General features: G+C 42.0%; 19 protein-coding genes and 1 other RNA gene. 4 read left to right on the forward strand and 16 right to left on the reverse strand.

Translation table 11 applies throughout. The features are described from left to right. Positions 1-16 precede the first annotated feature (16 nt). Both BLR82_RS04705 and BLR82_RS04710 read right to left on the reverse strand, forming a co-directional pair. A complete protein-coding gene (locus BLR82_RS04705) occupies positions 17-1,942 on the reverse strand; it encodes a heavy metal translocating P-type ATPase (protein WP_074597814.1) in 1,926 nt (641 codons plus the stop codon). A gap of 388 nt (positions 1,943-2,330) precedes the next feature. Beyond that, the gene (locus BLR82_RS04710; RefSeq protein WP_245693641.1) at positions 2,331-2,882 is read right to left on the reverse strand and encodes a class I SAM-dependent methyltransferase; all 552 of its coding nucleotides are present in this window, start codon (positions 2,880-2,882) and stop codon (positions 2,331-2,333) included. A 588-nt stretch (positions 2,883-3,470) separates the two neighbouring features. Here BLR82_RS04710 and BLR82_RS04715 point away from each other — a divergent pair. Further along, entirely contained in the window at positions 3,471-3,800 is a 330-nt protein-coding gene (locus BLR82_RS04715; protein WP_175486753.1) for an antibiotic biosynthesis monooxygenase family protein, read from the forward strand. A 625-nt stretch (positions 3,801-4,425) separates the two neighbouring features. On the opposite strand, the gene BLR82_RS04720 is transcribed toward BLR82_RS04715, so the two are convergent. From BLR82_RS04720 to BLR82_RS04730, 3 genes are all read right to left on the reverse strand, one after another. Beyond that, a complete protein-coding gene (locus BLR82_RS04720) occupies positions 4,426-5,064 on the reverse strand; it encodes an HD domain-containing protein (protein ID WP_074597815.1) in 639 nt (212 codons plus the stop codon). A gap of 118 nt (positions 5,065-5,182) precedes the next feature. After that, complete coding sequence (locus tag BLR82_RS04725) at positions 5,183-6,274, reverse strand: LysR family transcriptional regulator (RefSeq protein ID WP_245693642.1); 1,092 nt, start codon at positions 6,272-6,274, stop codon at positions 5,183-5,185. Between the two features lie 7 nt (positions 6,275-6,281). Continuing rightward, entirely contained in the window at positions 6,282-6,677 is a 396-nt protein-coding gene (locus BLR82_RS04730) for a MerR family transcriptional regulator (protein ID WP_074597816.1), read from the reverse strand. 230 nt (positions 6,678-6,907) lie between these two features. Between BLR82_RS04730 and BLR82_RS04735 the strand changes: the two genes are divergently transcribed. Further along, positions 6,908-7,672, forward strand: a complete 765-nt coding sequence (locus tag BLR82_RS04735; protein ID WP_074597817.1) for an SDR family oxidoreductase — start codon at positions 6,908-6,910, stop codon at positions 7,670-7,672. A gap of 281 nt (positions 7,673-7,953) precedes the next feature. Here BLR82_RS04735 and BLR82_RS04740 read toward each other — a convergent pair whose 3' ends face one another. The 6 genes from BLR82_RS04740 to BLR82_RS04765 form a co-directional block, all read right to left on the reverse strand. Further along, the gene (locus BLR82_RS04740; protein ID WP_074597818.1) at positions 7,954-8,529 is read right to left on the reverse strand and encodes a nucleotidyltransferase family protein; all 576 of its coding nucleotides are present in this window, start codon (positions 8,527-8,529) and stop codon (positions 7,954-7,956) included. After that, on the reverse strand, positions 8,523-9,410 hold the full coding sequence (locus BLR82_RS04745) for an alpha/beta hydrolase (RefSeq protein WP_074597819.1): 888 nt from the start codon (positions 9,408-9,410) through the stop codon (positions 8,523-8,525). The genes BLR82_RS04740 and BLR82_RS04745 overlap by 7 nt, the downstream gene beginning before the upstream one ends. After that, positions 9,394-9,861, reverse strand: a complete 468-nt coding sequence (locus tag BLR82_RS04750) for an NUDIX hydrolase (RefSeq protein ID WP_074597820.1) — start codon at positions 9,859-9,861, stop codon at positions 9,394-9,396. Before BLR82_RS04750 ends, BLR82_RS04745 begins: the two co-directional genes overlap by 17 nt. A gap of 676 nt (positions 9,862-10,537) precedes the next feature. After that, a complete protein-coding gene (locus tag BLR82_RS04755; RefSeq protein ID WP_074597821.1) occupies positions 10,538-10,849 on the reverse strand; it encodes a hypothetical protein in 312 nt (103 codons plus the stop codon). Positions 10,850-10,891: 42 nt separating this feature from the next. Continuing rightward, the gene (locus BLR82_RS04760; RefSeq protein WP_074597822.1) at positions 10,892-11,632 is read right to left on the reverse strand and encodes a nucleotidyltransferase domain-containing protein; all 741 of its coding nucleotides are present in this window, start codon (positions 11,630-11,632) and stop codon (positions 10,892-10,894) included. A gap of 21 nt (positions 11,633-11,653) precedes the next feature. Continuing rightward, positions 11,654-11,848: a hypothetical protein gene (locus tag BLR82_RS04765; RefSeq protein WP_074597823.1), complete on the reverse strand. Its 195-nt coding sequence runs from the start codon at positions 11,846-11,848 to the stop codon at positions 11,654-11,656. 324 nt (positions 11,849-12,172) lie between these two features. Here BLR82_RS04765 and BLR82_RS04770 point away from each other — a divergent pair, with 324 nt between their 5' ends. Beyond that, the gene (locus tag BLR82_RS04770) at positions 12,173-13,051 is read left to right on the forward strand and encodes an SDR family oxidoreductase (protein ID WP_074597824.1); all 879 of its coding nucleotides are present in this window, start codon (positions 12,173-12,175) and stop codon (positions 13,049-13,051) included. A 549-nt stretch (positions 13,052-13,600) separates the two neighbouring features. Here the strand turns inward: BLR82_RS04770 and ssrS are convergent. The 4 genes from ssrS to BLR82_RS04795 form a co-directional block, all read right to left on the reverse strand. Then, a non-coding RNA gene (ssrS, locus tag BLR82_RS04775) (6S RNA) lies at positions 13,601-13,787 on the reverse strand. Positions 13,788-13,844: 57 nt separating this feature from the next. Beyond that, positions 13,845-14,039, reverse strand: coding sequence for an aspartyl-phosphate phosphatase Spo0E family protein (locus BLR82_RS20740; RefSeq protein ID WP_074597825.1), 195 nt, complete (start codon positions 14,037-14,039; stop codon positions 13,845-13,847). A gap of 658 nt (positions 14,040-14,697) precedes the next feature. Next, positions 14,698-15,768, reverse strand: a complete 1,071-nt coding sequence (locus BLR82_RS04790) for a C45 family autoproteolytic acyltransferase/hydrolase (protein WP_074597827.1) — start codon at positions 15,766-15,768, stop codon at positions 14,698-14,700. Positions 15,769-15,873: 105 nt separating this feature from the next. Then, a complete protein-coding gene (locus BLR82_RS04795) occupies positions 15,874-17,217 on the reverse strand; it encodes a hypothetical protein (protein WP_074597828.1) in 1,344 nt (447 codons plus the stop codon). Between the two features lie 153 nt (positions 17,218-17,370). Between BLR82_RS04795 and BLR82_RS04800 the strand changes: the two genes are divergently transcribed. Then, positions 17,371-18,159, forward strand: coding sequence for an HAD family hydrolase (locus BLR82_RS04800; protein WP_074597829.1), 789 nt, complete (start codon positions 17,371-17,373; stop codon positions 18,157-18,159). 179 nt (positions 18,160-18,338) lie between these two features. On the opposite strand, the gene BLR82_RS04805 is transcribed toward BLR82_RS04800, so the two are convergent. Then, positions 18,339-18,536: a YwbE family protein gene (locus tag BLR82_RS04805; protein ID WP_074597830.1), complete on the reverse strand. Its 198-nt coding sequence runs from the start codon at positions 18,534-18,536 to the stop codon at positions 18,339-18,341. Positions 18,537-18,556: the final 20 nt, after the last annotated feature.

Genomic DNA, 18,556 nt, shown 5'->3' on the forward strand with positions numbered 1-18,556 from the left:
AATCGGAGACTGTCAGCTAGCGCAAAAGGCGCAGTCCATTTAAAATAACCAGGATCGTGCTGCCTTCATGGCCGATTACCCCTAATGGCAAATCGAGAAGCTGCAGAAAATTAGTCATGATCAATAACAGAATGACTGCGACAGAAAAGAAAACATTTTGTTTAATGATTCTGCTCATCCGCCTGGAAAGCGACACAGCGTCGGCGATTTTGCTTAAATCATTTTTCATCAAAACGATATCTGCTGTTTCCAGTGCCACATCGGTACCCGCCCCCATGGCTATTCCCACATTAGCCGTGGCCAGGGCGGGTGCATCATTGATGCCGTCACCGACCATGCCGACTGCTCCATACTGGTCTTTCAGTTGTTTGATACGGTTTAGTTTCTCATCAGGTAAACACGCTGCCGCAAAATCATCGATTCCACATTCTGCAGCAATTGCTGCAGCTGTTTTTTCATTATCTCCAGTCAACATCACCGTAATGATTCCATTTTGTTGCAGCGATTTTAGGGCTGTAGCTGTTTCTGCCCTGACCGTGTCTTTGAGGGCTATCACTGCAGCAATCCCTTTCTCGTCAGCAGCGAAAACAACTGTTTTTCCCTCTGCAGCCAATTTGCCGGCAATTCCTCCCTGAAATTTGGCAGACTCTTCTCTTCCGACAAATTCGGCACTGCCTATTTTCCAACTCGATCCTCCCAGTACCGCCTTTACTCCGTGACCACGTTCCTCCGTTATTTGTTCAGGTAAAGACTTGGGAAGGTATTTTTGTGATTCCGCGTATCTTACAATGGATTGAGCCAAAGGATGATTGGAGTTCGCTTCTATTGCCCGAATATTTTCTAAAATACTCCCATCATCATCACGGAAATAAGCGTCGGTAACATGAGGATATCCTTCTGTGAGCGTACCTGTCTTATCGAAGGCTACAACCTTCATTCGGGACAGTTTTTCCAGATGGATCCCGCCTTTGAACAAAATTCCGCGACGGGCCCCGTTAGAAATCGATGAAAGCATCGCCGGCATGATAGAAGCAACCAATGCACACGGTGATGCTACTACCAGGAGCACCATGGCCCGATAAATGGTTTCCTGCCAGCTCCAACCAACTACATAAGGAGGGAAAATCATCATCAATAGAACAGCAAGCAAGACTACTTTCACATAAACACCTTCAAACCGTTCTATAAAAAGCTGGGATGGTGACTTTTCACTCTGAGCAGATTGGACTAGATAGATGATTTTTTGGAAGAGTGTCTCATCGGCAAGTTTGCTGACTTCAACAGTAATGGTGCCATTCAGGTTGATAGTACCGGCAAATACATTATCACCTTTTTGTTTTTCTACTGGGAATGCTTCACCAGTTATCGCTGACTCATCCAATGAAGTGCTCCCTCTGCTTATCTGTCCATCAGCCGGTACGCTTTCGCCTGCTTTAATGAAAACAAGATCACCCACCTCCAATTCCGACACCGCTACTGCTATTTCTTTTCCGTTTACAAGCCTCATCGCTGTTTGCGGCTGCAAATCCATCAGGCCGGAAAGCTCCTTTTGACTTTTATTCATCGTATAAGTCTCCAAAGCCCCGCTTAAAGCAAAGATAAAAATCAGAATGGCTCCTTCCGTCCAATAACCAATTGCCGCTGAACCTATTGCAGCAAATACCATCAGCATTTCGACATTCAGTTTCCTGTCCTGAATGGTTTCGATTATACCTTCTTTCGCTTTTGCAAAGCCCCCGATCAAAAAAGCAGACAGGTGGAGAAAGATAAACAATGACGCCGTTATCCTATCTTCCATCGACCAGGCCGTCAGTACCAGCAGTCCACTGATGATAGCTGCAATAAGCTCACCATGCAATTTTAATCCTTCCTCTAATTTTCTGATAGGAGTACATGCGTTTTTTTCCTTTGCTGCCCCTGCGTTAACAACTTCCGAGCTCATTTCCAACACTTCCCCTCGTTTTCACTCTTTTTATCAATTTATAATAATTATTATCTAATTTTAATTATAAACTAAAAGGGAAGTAAATCAAGTGAAAACTATAATTATTTTAAAATGGACGACGGCTGCCGCGCTTTGTCTTTCGTTCATTCACGACTGCTTGTTTACTCCTATTTTATTTGGATTAAAGTCGAATAGTTCGGGCTCACTATTCCACTAATTCATCAATAAAAGAAAGAAGCTGCTGACAGCTTATTGCTGTCAACAGCCTTAACATAGAAAAATTCTCTAATAGACGATAGCATTCATACCCCCATCATTATTCTCTTTTATCGTGAATAATCTGGATAGATAGATCCATTTATCAGCATTCCATTCAGGAGGATTTCTACTTAATCGCATCCACTATCAAAGACACAAATCCCAACTGTTCCTTTTCATTGCGATGATCAAATCGTTTTGAACGATAGATAAAACCGTCTTTTTCCTCCCATTCATTATAATGAAAGTCCCCCTGCCCATCACAAAATTCCAGCAACTTCACGTCAAACCCAGCTGCTTGAAACATTTCCGATAAGCTCTTATAGTCATGTACAATTTTGTGGGAGGCAGCCGGATGATCCGGAGACCCGGGTCCGCCTACTTGTACCCCTTCTTGGTATACTTCATTCTGAAAATTTGCATCAGGTACAGCACACCGGACATAGCCTCCAGGACGCAAGAACCGGTAACATATTTCCGCTGCTGCTATCCCTTCCTCGTAAGTAAGATGTTCCCAAACGTGTTCAGCCAATATGGCAGAAACCGAGCCGGGAGCAAATTTTTTCCGCCACCCTTCTTCTTCCAGCAAATTCAGTTCTTTTTCCTGTGTATGTAGCCAGCCTGGATTATTGTGGTAATCCCCAGCTCCTATGACAATGTTTATTCCTTGATCAGCCACTTTTCTCCCTCCTTTTTAGTAGTCTTTTCTTAATCTTTTCATTATTTTCCATATTTGTCCATCCCAATAAAAGACATTATGCCCTCTTTATCATAAAAACATAGCGTGTGAGAAGACCTCCCGAATTTTTTAGCAAACCTTGCAATGAAAAAAATTTACCTCTTGACTTAGAGTTAACTCGAAGTAGTATACTCACTGTTAACTACTGATAATTTATGTAGTGGTAAATACTCATAAATAAAAGGAGACAAAATCTATGAAGTCAACCTCAAAAGACATTTAGCTAAACGACTATTGCATTATCACTTCAAAGAAGCTTACCGATTAAACAGGAAAGCGAGTCATTGACACAACCTACGAAAAGCATAAATTAAGACATAAATTGATTATGGTCCTATTTGATTCTTCCTAGATCACCTTAATGAGATATTTTCATTTAATTTCTATCATAACGGCATCAGAGAGTGTTGGTCTTTAACAATTCACACTTGCTAGTCCAAATATTTTTTCTCCAATGTATAAAATGATGATAAAAAATAGTCAGACTTGGACTTCCTGTTAGTGAAAAAAATTATAAGGAGAGACTTTATGACTCAAATTTCAAAGAATGACCCTATACTAACATTGATCAACGTATTCACCGTAGATCCTGAAAATCAAGCACGCGTTGTTGAGTTATTAACAAAAGCGACAGATATCTCAGTTCGGCATGCCCCAGGATTTATTTCATCTAGCCTTCATCAAAGTTTAGATGGAACCAAGGTTACAATGTATGCTCAATGGAAGAGTGAAGAAGAATATAATGCTATGCGAAGAGACCCTAAACCGCTGCCATATTTTCAAGAAATATTAACTTTAGCTAAGTTTGACCCTGGTATGTATGAAGTGGTCAAAACATTTGAAGCAGCAGATAAATAAGGTTGATAAAGGTCACTCTATAACCAAGCGTAATTATCTTAAAAAATGCTCTTTGTGACGTAATGTCCAGAGAGTTTTTTTATTATATGTATAGCCTTCCAAGAAGCCTCCAAGATTAGTTAAATTTGGACTCTGCTCAAAGGATACTTTTGTATGGAGTACAAGGTTTACGGCTCAGGGGCTTATAATTATACTGCCAATCTGAAGGCCAACAATTCGCAGCCGTATTCAAGCCTGTAGTGCTCATCAATAGCACAGCCTTTAAATCAATGCCTTTGACACTTTCAAGAATTATCGCATTGCTCAAGGAGTATTGTTTCTTATGAATAGGTATAATTATCAATTAGGTTGTTAAGGTAAAAGTTTTTTCAAATTTATTATTAAGATACAAACTACTTTCCATCTTAAACCGTCTTATTCTTAAGCTTCCAACCCCTGAATTGGAAGAAAGTGGCATCAACTAGCCGAGGTCATCGGTGAAGTGCAATAGGCGAGTTTGCCACTCGCCTATTTTTTAAGTATTAATTTTGGATGCCCAATATTCTTATCAGCAGTCTTGATGAACTCAATCATAAAAGAAAATTTCAAAAAACAGTAACTAAGAATACTTGTGTTTACTTTATGTTTAATCTTTCCAAGCTGATTGCAGGATACACTCACAGAAATTTTTTTGTTTATAGTTTGGATTAAAAAATTGAACGACATCAGATTTAATGTTACCAAAAGTGGTTTCTGGTTTGTGCTTAAAACCTTCATAAAAAGCTGGAATAATGTCTTGTTTGAAATGATTGCGCGGAAAAGCTTTTACAACTTCTTCTCTTAAGTCAGCCGGAAATTGTTCAAATCCCTCTCCCATAACATCTAGCCCTACACCAGAGTATAATAACTCTACCTGAGATTCTTTATGTTCCGCTATACCAATTGTTGTGTGCAGTGCTATAGCATCCCATACAAGACGAATCGATTCATCTGGAACTTTATATTGTTGTAAAAAGCTTCTTGCCGTATTTGCACCATCTACTTCAAATCGCAAATCCGGACTGCTAAACTCCTTCGTTAACCCCAAATCATGGAATAAAGCACTGATATATAGTAATTCTAAATCATAATTCTTTTTTGCCTTCTTTCCCATGATGGCACCAAATAGAAACACACGATTTGAATGATTCCATATCAATTCATTTCCATTCTCTCTCAAAATGTCTGATGCGTCCTTTGCCATTCTGGAATCCGGGATTTTAATACCTGCTATTTCACGAACCATTATCTAATACACCCTTTTCAATGTATAGTCCTCATTTTCATGAGGCTATCTTCATTGTAAAAAGGTTGATATCATTTATCTATCCCATTATTTCTATCGTAATCATAGTTAAAAACTATCAAAGAAGGTTATTTAAAGCAGCTATTGAATCCTTCCCAATATTAAATTTCAACTTCTCAATTTCACGTACAAACAACTTAATAAAACTGCGTGTTGCAAAATTGACAAAAGCGTTCTTTTTCATTGTAAGGTATACATTTCTATTTAGATATGGATTTTCAATTCGTTGAAAAAACAAGTCCTCTGTATCATAAAAATCAAACAATGTACGTGACACAATACTACAACCAATCCCACTTCGAACTAAATTTAAGATTGATTCAATACTGGAAGTTTCTACAATAGGTTCTATTTGTTTCCCCATTCCGTCACTTGTTTTATCAAGTATTTTTCTACATTGATGTATTCTAGGAAATAGCACAAGAGGTTTGTCTAATAAAGCGGAGAATGAAATGCTCTCACTTCCATGTTTACGATTACTTATCAAGTAGAATTCCTCATTATATAACTTTATAACTTGCATTAACCCATTTTGACTGGAGTGAAAACCAATTCCAAAATCAGCCTGGTTTTCGAGCACAGCCTTCTCTACTTGATCAGTACTTTGAACGAAAACTTTAATATCAGGATACAATTGATTAAATTGGATACATAAAGTGGAGATTAAATCCGTCATCTCTCCTGGTAACACAGCAACCTTTAACTCTCCTATTTTCACCTTAGTAAATGCTTCAATTTGTGAGGAAATATTTTGTATAGAGCCTTGTATATTCAAAGCTTCTGCTTGCACAATTTCTCCTACCTTGGTAAGTTCAATTTTCTTACCAATACGGTTGAAAAGTGGTGCTCCTAGTTCTTGTTCAAGTAACTTGATTTGATGACTTAATGTTGGCTGTGATATCCCTAATTTTTCTGCAGCTTTTGTAAAATGGAGTTCTTTACTCACCATTAAAAAATATTTTAAATGTCGTAATTCGATTAATATCAATCCTTTCCTTAAGGCAATTCTTCTAATAGCAAAGATGTCCGGCATGACGCATAGTGGACATGGCTCAAATGAACTGCCACTAGTCAATGCCATCTCCAACGATATTAGACTGGCAGACCCTACTCCAAAAGGTGTTGTACACGCACCAAGTTGTTCGTGCATCAAGAGCTTATTGTTGTTTTTCGAGACTCCCGTACAATTTTTGGGCCCACTCCGGATTTTCGTAGACCTCAATTTTATAGTCGATAAGGTCAAGGTTTTTCTTCAAGTCCTCAATCTGCTTTAAAACTTGTTGGCGGTGTTCGGCGAGCATTTCCTTCCGTTCATCGAGTGTTTGCATACCTTGTGCGCACCAATCAGCATATTGCTTAATTTCCTTGATCGACATCCCTGTATCCTTCAAGCAACAAACCATGGCCACCCAGTTGAGATCTTCTTCGGTAAACACCCGGTTTCCTGATTTGTCCCTCCCAATAAAGGGCATCAAGCCCTCTTTATCATAAAAACGGAGCGTGTGAGAAGATATCCCGAATTTTTTAGCAACTTCATTAATGGAAAAGTTCATTTTTATCCCTTCCCTCTTGACTTAGAGTTAACTCGAATTAATATGCTTATCATAGACCACAAGGAATACCATATCAAGTAGTTTACTAAAAAACGGAAGGAGAAAAAATAAATGAATATATTCAAAATCACCTCTTGACTTAGAGTTAACTCGAAGGGATATAGTTACATTGACCACGTACAAATTATGACCTAGTGGTAAATACTCTTAAATAAAAAGGAGAGAGATTTATGAATTCAACTCAAAAAATTGCACTTGTAACCGGTGGCAGCCGCGGGTTAGGAAAAAATTCTGCTATCGCACTGTCACGAAAAGGAATTGACGTGATAATCACGTATCACAGCCGCAAGAAAGACGCGGAAGCAGTCGTTAAGGAAATTGAAGATAATGGCCGAAAAGCCGCAGCGCTGCAACTGGATACCGGTGTTGTATCTTCCTTTGAAACTTTTGTATCCCAACTGTCCAACGTACTTAAGGAAAAATGGGATCGGGAACAATTCGACATTTTGGTCAACAATGCTGGTTTCGGAATACACGTGCCTGTTACGGAAACAACCGAGGAACAATTTGACAGTATGATGAACGTGCAGTTCAAGGGTGTCTTTTTCCTGTCTCAGAAGCTGTTTCCTCTCATTGCTGACAATGGAAGAGTTGTCAATGTTTCCACGGGCTTGACCCGTTTTGTGATTGAAGGCTTCGGAGCTTATGCTGCGATGAAAGGTGCAATCGAAGTATTGACGAAGTACATGGCTAAAGAATGGGGAAAAAGAGGCATTCGAGTCAATACCGTCGCCCCAGGAGCAATCGCCACAGATTTCGGGGCTGGCGCTGTAAGGGATAATCACCAAATGAGGGAATTTATTGGCTCGGAAACAGCATTAGGAAGAGTCGGAGAACCCGACGATATCGGCGGAGTTGTCGCCTCCTTATGCACGGATGAGATGGGCTGGGTAAATGCGACACGCCTTGAAGCATCTGGTGGACAGATGCTCTGATCCCTCATTCCTCGATGACGTAGGATAGTCTGATACCGTTGTGCATAATGCCAGATACATGTAATCGGCTACGTAGAGACGTTGACACCTGAGGCCATCCAACATCTGTATGATATCAACGCAACCGGGATCTTAACCGAGCTGTACTCCCTCACAGACGGGAACGCAGCTCGGGCACCTTGCTCTACGTTGGCAGTACTACTTCGATGGTGGTCCCGCCATTCCTTGGTCATTACGGGGCGTCGAGGTTCGCTCGATAAAAACAGCATCAATTTTACTCATCATACATCCCCCTTATAAATGGTTAAGTTATGCCAATTCCGTTTCCACTCTTTTCTTTTCATCCGCTGTTCAAATATCTTTAACAGCTCTTTATCGGACAGAAATCTTGGGGATGGTTTCACTTCAAGATTTAGTACATCCTTTATTCCATGCGGAGCGGAAATGACAATATCTCCATACTGATTGGTTTTCACTCCTATAGCTGTGGCAGTTTCCGGGAAGTTTGCCATTGCATCCATCGAAGATAAATAGGGAGAAAGACTATTCACTTTATGCATTCTTGCCTGGTTTTTCACCGACCATGGGATACCGGGAAGAATGAACGATAGTTGCTTCTCCAATCGCTTCTCGTATTCTTCTTCAGGTTGTGTTGGATCAAAAAAAATAACGTCGATATCGGAAAGAGGTGTCCGCTTACTAAACTGATGCATGGTGTCCCATATTTTTGCTCGGACAAACCCCGCACACACCCACCAATCTGGCAGTTGAAGTTTTGCTGTTGCATGGATAATGTCCATCATCCAACTATCCTCCTCAATTAGCTGGATAATATCGGTTTCTGTTTTCATTACCATTTCCCCTTCTCTTTCAACATTGCCATGATTACTTCCACAAGAAGGTCAGGTCTGTCAAAATGAATTTGATGACTAGCATTTTTCGCTACTACGAAAGTAGCGCTTGTCGTCAACTTTGTCTGATTGAAGACGAGTTTTTGCCAAACATCCTCTAAACCCCGTGCCTCTGAATGCTTCAGTCCCTCTTGTTCTACCATCTCGCGAACTGATTGATCCGCATCTCGCACCATAACAGTCAAAGGTACTTCAGGAAACGGACCCATTGTCTTTACCTTGGCCGTATCATCCGGCATCGATTGAATCTCTTCCGCCATGGCTTTATACAAATCAGGATTACATAGGAAACCTTTCCATTTGCTTCGATCGATGCCATCCGGAACCTCTTCTATCCAGGAAGCAAGTTCTTTGCTTAACTCTGCACTTGTTAAGTCTGCATAGTAGACGCACTTCTCTATCCAGGCATCGTTTGAATTTTCATCTTCTTCTATCTCCACTTCGTCAAGCAGTTGGTAATCAACGGAAGAAGCGTCGACCAAAACAAGCCCACAAATCATTTCCGGATAGGCCTTGGTGAAATGCTGCAGACATAAACCGCCGTATGAATGTCCGACCAGAAGTGGGTTGCTTATGTGTAATTGCTCTAACACTTTATATAAATCAACCACGTTCGACTCTATATTTCTCCACCCATAGCCAAGCGTCGATTTACCACATCCTGCACGGTTAAACAGAATGACTCTTGCATGGTTGGCCAACTGCCGTGCAATGTTTTCCCACTCATAGATTGAGCAAGCCATTCCTGGTTGGATAACGACCGGTTTTCCTTCCCCTATATCGAGTACTTCCAATTGCTTGGCACCTATATCAATCATCTTTTCCATAACTATCTCCAACATTGGTCAGTCGGTTTTTCACTTCCCCGACCGCCCATACCTGGTGTTCATGAAATAAGTACTCCATCGCTTCCACTAGGCTGAACCAACGCAAATAGTGCCCCGGCTCACTTGGCTCTCCAAGTAATCCTGTCTGGTAACAGCTATAAAAATGACCTTCACTCAGCATGTACTTGCACTGATTGGTAGAATAGAAGTACTGTTGGGCGCAACCGATAAACGACCCAACCGCTATTTCCATCCCCATTTCTTCTATTGCCTCTCTCTTCAGACATTCCTGATGCGTTTCTCCTGCTTCAATGCCTCCACCAGGCAAAAAGAACTTCCCATTCTCTGTTTCGATGACGGCAAGTGAGTTTTCTTCATTTATCAGTAATCCATACACCCCTGGTCGAAAATTATACTGTTTATCTTTTTCTTTCCTTCCGAATTGTTTCATTTTAGAACCCTGCCTCTCTTTGAGTAAGAAAATCGCCTGTACTAAACTTATCCTTTATTTCCATCTATTAAGAAGACGCCAATTCCATCTGGCCCAGAACAGACATCCCTAGCGGATTGGGCTGGCTCATTTGGGAAGTCGCTAAAACTGCCGACAGCCAATACAGGGCGGAAGATGAAAAGACAATGGAAGAAGCCCAAGCAGGTTTTTTTTTTGAAAACAAAGCCACCACTGAGGTCAGAATCGAGAGGGAAGGAAACATCCACCATCCGTACAAGTACAAGCTCTTTCAAGTAGTAAGGAAGAGAAGACAGGATGCCCATCCAAATATGCCGCAAAGGAGAGAAAGGTAACTCGACCAGAAGTATCGCTCCCCCACTCGACGTATCCATTGCCTGTTTTCCGGGCGGCTGCTGTATACATAAAGTGCCCCGATGAGGAAAGGGGCAAGCAGGTAGGTATGTGCACCGAATAGGTATGAACCGATGAGTGGTATCAGTATGGCAGTTATATAGCCGGATATTTTATTTCATTTATAGAACAGTAACGAAAACAACATACCAGTTGTCGCAATCAGTAAATAGAGGGAAAAGATAGCGAGGATGATGAGGCCGCTGGTGGTTAAATCCATAAAACGTCCTCCCTTTGTCACCAGTCGAGTTTTCCAAAATTCTCATCAAGACAACGTTAAGCTCAATACAAACGGAGCAACAAATAAGACAAGTGCACTGATCAAAAGCCCCTTGGTGACTGTTTTACTGAGTCTTTTCCGTCCTTCTCCCTGATACCAACCGGAAAACTGCCACTTATTTCGATACAGGACAAATAAAACCAGGTAGATGGCAATGCCGACAAGCCACTGATACTTCTCCACTCCGGCAGACCATGTATAAATATTGCCCAGAGCCATCCAAATCAACGCCGACAAAAATACAAAAATGAAAACAATACGAAGAAGTTCAAAAACTACAGATAGCAGTGCCTTCATTCGTTCTCCCCCCTCCGCTTTTACATGCTGATAATAGGGCTCTTACTTGCTTCGAGCAGCTGTAGTTTTTCCAGAAGAAAAACCAGCGAAAAGGCGCCCTCCGTATGGTTCCATCATACTGTCTACCAGCTGGATGACTTTTTCTTTATTGCTATCCCGGTAAAAGGTATCGAAGGCCAAAGTAAAACGATCTGCAAATGCAGAATCATAGTGTCGCAAAGTACGAATGAGCCACTTGGAAGCTCCTTCCCATTGTCCATTGACGCGCAAGTAAAATTCACTCGTCAGCTGAGCCAGTGTATTGGCAATCACTAAGTCTTCCTCCCGCAGGGTACTGCCAATAAAATCATCAAGCGTATCGGTGAGAAAATACCGTTTTTGTTCAATCACGGTTGCAGTCCAACATTTTGGTCCGGCCGCTAGAAGCGCTGCGGCTTCCTTTTTTATCGTGTCAATCAAGCCGCTGCTATCCTTTAAAACTAGGCCCTCACTCACCATACGAGGCATGGACGGTCTGGCTCGCTCCACATCTAGTTGAAAAAACACTTGATAAGATTGCAAATTATGTACAAATACCTCAATCGGCCAATCGAACTCCACAAAAGACTCGCGATAAGAACTTGAATACTGTGAATCAAAAACAACGATATCTAAATCCGAAGTATTTGTTGCTTCTCCCCTTACAACACTTCCTGCTAGTAACGCTCCCTGACAATCAGGAAAATGTTTATTGATAAATTTTTTCGCTGCAATTTTTGCATCATGCTTTGATATGCGCTCCACGACACTACCTCTTTCCCATAATTAGTCAACATCGCAGGAAAAGGACCAGTTAATGGCGAACAAATCCTTTTCCACATTGGGACTGCCGCCAATTTCCTTACATTGATTGGCTGCATTATTGATTTGCAAGCGGTTCATGACGGAAGTGGCAATCAATAAAAACACCACTAAAAAAATCGTCATCCCTGTCAACAAAAATAACATTTTTCTTGCCATTGTTGTTTCCCCATTTCCACACTCCCAATTGTCCAGTGAATTACTAGTGATTCTTCTGCATTAGGTTTATATCAATTCAGCTATGCTGGGAATTTCTGATAGTTCTAAGCTACCATACTTGCTAATCGCAGGAAACCTTTTATTTTAGAAGTGAAATCTTAGCTGTATCATCGACCAAAGCGGGAATGAGGTTAATTACTCATAAACCGATAAGAATGACAAATGTTAAGAATAGGCGAGAAAGGTGCATGCTTGTTTCTCCTGTATCCCAAAGGGGTATATCCAAAAAGAATTCAACGGAATCACTTAAAGGAGGAAATAGATATGGACAAACTAAACAAACAAACTCCCCTGTCTGAGGGTATCCCGACTCAACAGCAATCCCGCCAGCCAGGATTGGAATCCGAAATGGACCCAAAACCGATCTATGAAGTGGAAAGCCATGTCGGTAGCGGGAAATTAAAAAATCGTGTTGCATTGATTACTGGAGGAGATAGCGGCATCGGCAAAGCAGTGGCTATTGGCTATGCAAAAGAAGGAGCCCATGTGGCAATAGCTTACTTAGATGAACACAAAGATGCGGAAGCTGCTAAACAACGGATTGAACAAGAAGGCGTAAAATGCACACTCCATCCCGGTGACATTGGCGACGAGAGTTTTTGCAAACAGCTAGTCGATGATGTTGTCAACCAACACGGGAAGCTGGATATCGTCGTTAACAATGCTGCCAGGCAGGAAGTGAAACAAAACGTGCGTGATATCAGTCCGGCTCAATTGCGCAGAACATTCGATGTCAACTTTTTCTCTATGTTCTATATCACACAGGCGGCCATCCCACATTTAAGCACAGGTAGCGCGATTATTAATACCGCTTCTATCAATGCCTATGTCGGCAACAAACAACTGGTCGATTATACTTCCACAAAAGGAGCAATCGTTGCTTTCACCCGCTCGATTGCACAGGAGCTTGCACCCAAAGGAATTCGTGTGAACGGGGTTGCGCCAGGTCCGATTTGGACGCCGCTTATTCCTGCCACAATACCAGAGGAGCAAATCAGCGAATTCGGTAGCAGTACACCACTCGGTAGACCTGGACAGCCTGCAGATCATGTAGGGAGCTATATCCTGCTTGCATCGGACGAAGGCGCCTATATGACCGGACAATTCGTCCATATCAATGGTGGTATGTACACTTCTTCTTAAACACGAGTTATTTTATCAATAGAAAGGAAATACGCAATAACTGTAAAGGGAAGTGCCATTGCCTATTTAAAAGAGTGTTAACCACCGCTTCGGTAGCATACTTCGCTTTCCGCGGGCGGACACGGCTTCAGCTAACTTGGTAAAGAAAACCACTTTCCCAAGTGGATCTTCAGCTCGTACTTTTCCCGCAGGAGTCTGCGTATGCTACCTGCGCTAAGAGGCATGCTGAATGTTGCAAGCGTAGCTTTTTCATTGAGTCCCAACAAGATACCTTAAAAAGGTTTGCCAGGAAGCTGTTCCTAGCTGCGGAAATACCCGGAGACTCCAGCGGGAGGAATGGCCATGGTGAGATTCCACAGCGCAGAACTCCAACTCCATAAAGGTAGGAAGTTAGGAAGACGGCATTCAAACTAGTTTGCAGTTTCTATCAACTATGATGGTTATATTATAGAAAGAAAGTGAAAAGTGAAAAATCCCCTGTTCGCAAAGACAGGGGATTTTTCCTATTCAAAAAGCCAGCCCAATATGGACTGGCTGTTACATATCGTGTTTAGAGCCACATTTGCCGTAACCTCACGTAATAAAGTTTTAAACCACCACTCCTCAAAGTGGGTGTTCGCAGAATCCTTCCTGTCTTCCTCTATCATGGAGGCTTGACATTCCACATTCAATTTAAAACTCCCTATTACAGTTTAAAGGTTAAAACTTATTATCATTACGAACAACGTAGCTTGATATTTATCTTACATTAGCTTAACAGAAATTGCAATAACATTGTTTACCAAATTCGTTTTCACTTGCTGCACTCTTTTCCGTAGCGCGCATACTTCCTATGTTGCAGGAAAAATATCAATTTATCTAATTCCTCACTGCACCTTAACACTTCTGAACTTGCAATACCTTTTACCCGAGCCAACTCATAAAGCTCCTTGCGCTTTTTATCTATTTTTGCTTGTATTTCCCCCATTGTTGCCTTATGTTTGCCCATATGTAAAACCATCCTTTGGGAAAGTCTATTATGACATTGTCTCAGTTTATTGTGGCAAAAGAATGGAAAAATCACGCATAATATTACAAATTTCCAACACTTGTATATTGAGTGAGCTGCTTCGATGGGATTGCTATTTTAGGCTGGCGTTGGTTGACAGTAACTGTGCCATACTCTCCCACCACTTCCTCCTATCCTTTACAGGCAAGTTCTAATCCGGCTTTGCGGAAAAACACTCACATTCCATAGGGAAAGGTTCAGACAAGGTGGTGCTGCATGAAGGAGCTTCTTCGCTCCCTTGGGATCGCGGTTACTCTCCCCACCATAAACATTTGGTTCGAGGAAGTCCGCTGTCTTCCGGTAAAGCTCCATAGCGGGCGACCTTGCCCCTTCTCCCCTTTTCTGAACAGGAGACTGTATGATAGCGGCGGAAATACCCGGAGACTCCAGCGGGAGGAAAGGCCTCGGTAAGACCCCGCAGAGCGAAAGCTCAAGGAGGCTCACCAGCCGCCCGCTGAAAGCATAGAGTATTTCTGCAGCGCCGCCTTACCACTCTTTTTTACAAGGACAAAAGGCACCATTATGGCAAAAGTAAGAATGCAATTGGAATACAGCGTTTATAAAAAAATGGACAGCTACTTTGCCGTCCATTCTCTTTTTATCGTTTTCCGTTCATCCAGCTTGCGCCTTCTTCCATATGGACGAACGGAATGTCTGTATTTACTTCTCCTAAGATTCGCTGATAGGGATAATCATCCCCATCCAGCCATTCTTTTATGTCTATTTCTGTTGGCTCCTGATCTCCTCCCAAGGCAAACCATGCTTTCTTCTCCTGAGGAAAATAAGCAGAGGTGTGGATAGTACCGGCCCAGTTGCGATATTGATCGGAAAACACACCCTTATCCGAGTCATTCATCAGCCGGAAGGCATCATATCCGTTTTTAAAAGCTTGTCTTTCTCCTTCAATGATTCCTTGTCTTCGTTCCGAATCCACTAAATAGTTACGGTTCTCCTGCTTCATGATTTCAAAATGATTCGTGCATACATTGGACCGACGAACTTCCACGCCTCTCGGAGAGGCCTCTACGACAAATGTTTTCCCCCTGTGATCATAGACGATATAACTAAACGAATGGCGGTGTGGAATTTCCTTCAACATTGTGACGGCTTCCTCTACATTTGCACATGATTCGAGCACAAGTCTGCCTATCATCGCACATATAAAGCCATCACCAGGGTTTTTTCGGTGCATGAAATTGTAACCTAGCACCAGCCCCTCTTCATTCATCCCATCAGGACGCCCGGTGATACGCTGAGAAGGACCAATAATCGCATATCCTCCATCAGTCGGCTGGAACATAACGTACCGGCCTTCATATGTTTTAGGATGATAGTCATAATTACGGACAAAGTAATTGTCCCCAGTCACAATCGAACAGCCCGATTTATCGTATTCAACCCGATAGCCGCCAAACTCCATCAATACCCGTTCCATGGGCCAATCCAAGGAATCCCGTAATCCCAGCAGTTCCTGCCATACCCCTGGGGCAAATCGGGTGATTGCTTGTTCTGCCTCTTTCTTATCCACAGTAAAACGCGCCTTTCGTACCTTCCATTGCTTTTCGCGATTCTTGACGATCAAAGAACCCCGCAGTTCTTCTCCCTGTATTCGGCCGAACTCATAATGGGTGCCGCGGAATTGAATGATGTTACTGTATATTTGTTTCATCTGCTGCTCCTTCTTTATCTACTATTTATTTTATAAGGATAACGGAAACAATCGAAATAAGAAAAGAAAAAAGAGTTGCTTAACCAGTAAGGCGATTTACCGTTATCAGTCTTCCTCATAAGGACTTCGGTCAAAAATAGTCTGGTCCTGTTCGGTAATCCATTCCAGTTCATGCTGGCTGCTTCTCTCTTCTGCTTCCATTTTTGCTTCCATTGACAGGTAGTCGTCGATATCATAATCTTCCTGGCTTTCATGCTCATACCTTCTTGGTTTGGAAGGCTTGGTGAATACTTGATAGACCTTCTTCAGCTTCTCTCTGCACGCAGGACAATCGAAATCATCAAACAAATACTTGTTTTTGTTAAAAAGACCGACCTCTACAGAAATATGCCTTTGCTGGATAAACGGGCTGTATTTTCTTAAACGGTCCTCCATGAGGGAATGCTTTGGCAATGGGTAATAAAACTCTCTGCAGTTCTGGCAATATCGCTCGTTAAGTCCTGCAGTATAAACGACATCCAAGTTACGGTTGAACAATAGGAAATACTCAGATTGTTTGCTGTTCCGCAGCTTATTTTGCTTTTGCAAATCGTCTTTGGCCAGCACGCCCTTGGAAAAACTCGAACAAACGCTGAAACGCAGCCGACCCGACTGATACTTCCCGCCAAATCCCGGAAAAACATAATGATGGACAGCAATGTAGAAATCTTCCTTGACTCTCTCCAACGGAACAATCACTTTACGGCACAAATGCTCTTCATCTTTGTTTTCCAACCACCAATTCCTGTATTCATGCTCCAATTTATCTTTCACAACGGTTTTATTCGCATTTTTTTCCGTCCACACGACATTATTGCCACAGAGGAGCAGTCCGACATATGTTTTGTCCTCGTCCGTTCCTGTTTCCAGAGAATCATCCTTGAAATCAGGCAGCTGCAAATAGTCGGCTGCTGTTTCCTTAACATCAGGAAACTCCAGATTGGAAATGTACAAGGTTTGAATCGTTTGTTCAGTGCATACCCTGGCGGAAGCTAGTTTGCGTCGATATTCTGAATTATTTTCAAAAAGCCAGCGCTGCACTTGTTTGCTGTCCAGACAGTCGTACTGGGAATTGACTTCATCTATCTTTTCTTGAATTTCTTCCTTACTCGGCGTCTGAATAGTAAAATGCTCATGTCCAGTATAAAAACGGACAGCTCTCAAGTTGCTGACAATATTCCTAAGGTTTTCCAGCACGACAGGTACCAGGCGACCGTTAATTTCCGGCCCTTCCAGCCCAAAATCATCTTTTAGAAAAAGTTCGCCAAATGAGGTTCTGGAAGGAGAAAATACCTCTATCCCCGCGATGATGAAAAAATCGTCTTTTATTCCAAGGTGTCCTATGCTTTCTGTAAAATCTCCATTACGAAAATCAATTACTTTGGTGTTTTGCTTATGTATTTGGTTCATATCTGCTCTCCCGTATTTAGACTCATCCTATTTTACCATAACGACATTTATCAAGTATTAAACAAAAAAGGGTTAAGTTTTCATTAAAATCAAAAGATGTGATACGATTCATTCTAGTTACCGAATAATCACTCAAAGCAAAAGGAGAATCACATGAGCGACTACAAGGTTTTGTTTTTAGACATTGATGGTACTATCCTCCGTCCAGATCATACAATCCAGGACTCCACCAGACAAGCAGTGCTTGAGGTCAAAGAAAAGGGCGTGGAAGTTTTCCTGGCAACTGGCCGTCCACTCCATGAAATAGCAGATATCGCCAAGGAACTCGACATCCATTCTTTTATCGGCTATAACGGTGCTTTTGCCGTCTACCGGGATGAAGTGATTGTCGATGAGCCACTGAAGGCTGATACGGTTCGACAATTCATCGAAACAGCCAGCAGGCATGGACATGAAATGGTGCTTTATACAAGTGAAAAAAATTACTATACGTCGATGGAAGCAGAGGTTGTAAAACAATTCATCGATGTGTTTGAATTAAGGAAAAACGCCTTGTTCGGACCAGAAAAAATCGATGAGATTTTGGGTGTCACCCTAATGAAGCTTTCGAAGACAGATCCTGCTCTCTACAAGGTTGAAAATGATATTAACTTTTCTCAAGTAAATGTCGGCGGGCTGGAGCACTGCTATGATGTCATAAGAGACAGTGTCAATAAAGGAAAAGCTGTGGCCAAGTTACTTGAAAGACTGCAAATCCCGAAAGACAGCGCAATTGCTTTCGGAGATGGCATGAATGACAAACAGTTAATGCAGGCAGTCGGCGAAGGATTTGCTATGGGGAACGCCCACCCTGATCTTTTCCAATATGCCAAGCATCGAACAACAACTGTAGAAGATTCCGGCATCTATAAAGGATTACAAAGCTTGGGACTGATAGAATAAGAAACGTGCAGGGCGTCTCGATCATCCCGGCGAGCTTAAGGACAGCCGAGGAAGAACATATCCCTCACTGAAGCTGAAATTCAAACTTAGAGGGCTAGATTCCAACTGCCATATAATAAAGGAGCGATCCGTCTGTTCTTAAATATGACGATCGCTCCTTTGTTTCATTTCCTCCCTTTTCAATCCTTATGGATGGACTTGACCCTTCCAACCTGTCCATCTTCCAAACGGACTTTGATTCCATGCGGATGTTCGCTTGAATTGGTGAGAATGTCTTGCACAATCCCCCTGGTCAAATTTCCGGACCTCTGATCTTTCTTCAGTACAATATCGACTAAATCGCCCGGGTTAATATCTTTTCGTTTTCTTCCATCCATCAAGGTCACTCCTTCCATTA

It is taken from the genome of Sediminibacillus halophilus, assembly GCF_900103695.1.
Classification (GTDB): domain Bacteria; phylum Bacillota; class Bacilli; order Bacillales; family Amphibacillaceae; genus Sediminibacillus; species Sediminibacillus halophilus.

Bases quoted from the DNA above. Each gene is read 5' to 3' on its own strand.
- BLR82_RS04740 (WP_074597818.1), bottom strand. From the start codon at position 8,529: ATGGTAATGAAAACAGAAACCGATATTATCCAGCTAATTGAGGAGGAT.
- BLR82_RS04750 (WP_074597820.1), bottom strand. From the start codon at position 9,861: ATGAAACAATTCGGAAGGAAAGAAAAAGATAAACAGTATAATTTTCGA.
- BLR82_RS04725 (WP_245693642.1), bottom strand. From the start codon at position 6,274: ATGCACGAACAACTTGGTGCGTGTACAACACCTTTTGGAGTAGGGTCT.
- BLR82_RS04715 (WP_175486753.1), top strand. From the start codon at position 3,471: ATGACTCAAATTTCAAAGAATGACCCTATACTAACATTGATCAACGTA.
- BLR82_RS04795 (WP_074597828.1), bottom strand. From the start codon at position 17,217: ATGAACCAAATACATAAGCAAAACACCAAAGTAATTGATTTTCGTAAT.
- BLR82_RS04805 (WP_074597830.1), bottom strand. From the start codon at position 18,536: ATGGATGGAAGAAAACGAAAAGATATTAACCCGGGCGATTTAGTCGAT.
- BLR82_RS04790 (WP_074597827.1), bottom strand. From the start codon at position 15,768: ATGAAACAAATATACAGTAACATCATTCAATTCCGCGGCACCCATTAT.
- BLR82_RS04730 (WP_074597816.1), bottom strand. From the start codon at position 6,677: ATGAACTTTTCCATTAATGAAGTTGCTAAAAAATTCGGGATATCTTCT.
- BLR82_RS20740 (WP_074597825.1), bottom strand. From the start codon at position 14,039: ATGGGCAAACATAAGGCAACAATGGGGGAAATACAAGCAAAAATAGAT.
- BLR82_RS04745 (WP_074597819.1), bottom strand. From the start codon at position 9,410: ATGGAAAAGATGATTGATATAGGTGCCAAGCAATTGGAAGTACTCGAT.
- BLR82_RS04765 (WP_074597823.1), bottom strand. From the start codon at position 11,848: ATGGCAAGAAAAATGTTATTTTTGTTGACAGGGATGACGATTTTTTTA.
- BLR82_RS04800 (WP_074597829.1), top strand. From the start codon at position 17,371: ATGAGCGACTACAAGGTTTTGTTTTTAGACATTGATGGTACTATCCTC.
- BLR82_RS04735 (WP_074597817.1), top strand. From the start codon at position 6,908: ATGAATTCAACTCAAAAAATTGCACTTGTAACCGGTGGCAGCCGCGGG.
- BLR82_RS04705 (WP_074597814.1), bottom strand. From the start codon at position 1,942: ATGAGCTCGGAAGTTGTTAACGCAGGGGCAGCAAAGGAAAAAAACGCA.
- BLR82_RS04755 (WP_074597821.1), bottom strand. From the start codon at position 10,849: ATGAAGGCACTGCTATCTGTAGTTTTTGAACTTCTTCGTATTGTTTTC.
- BLR82_RS04720 (WP_074597815.1), bottom strand. From the start codon at position 5,064: ATGGTTCGTGAAATAGCAGGTATTAAAATCCCGGATTCCAGAATGGCA.
- BLR82_RS04770 (WP_074597824.1), top strand. From the start codon at position 12,173: ATGGACAAACTAAACAAACAAACTCCCCTGTCTGAGGGTATCCCGACT.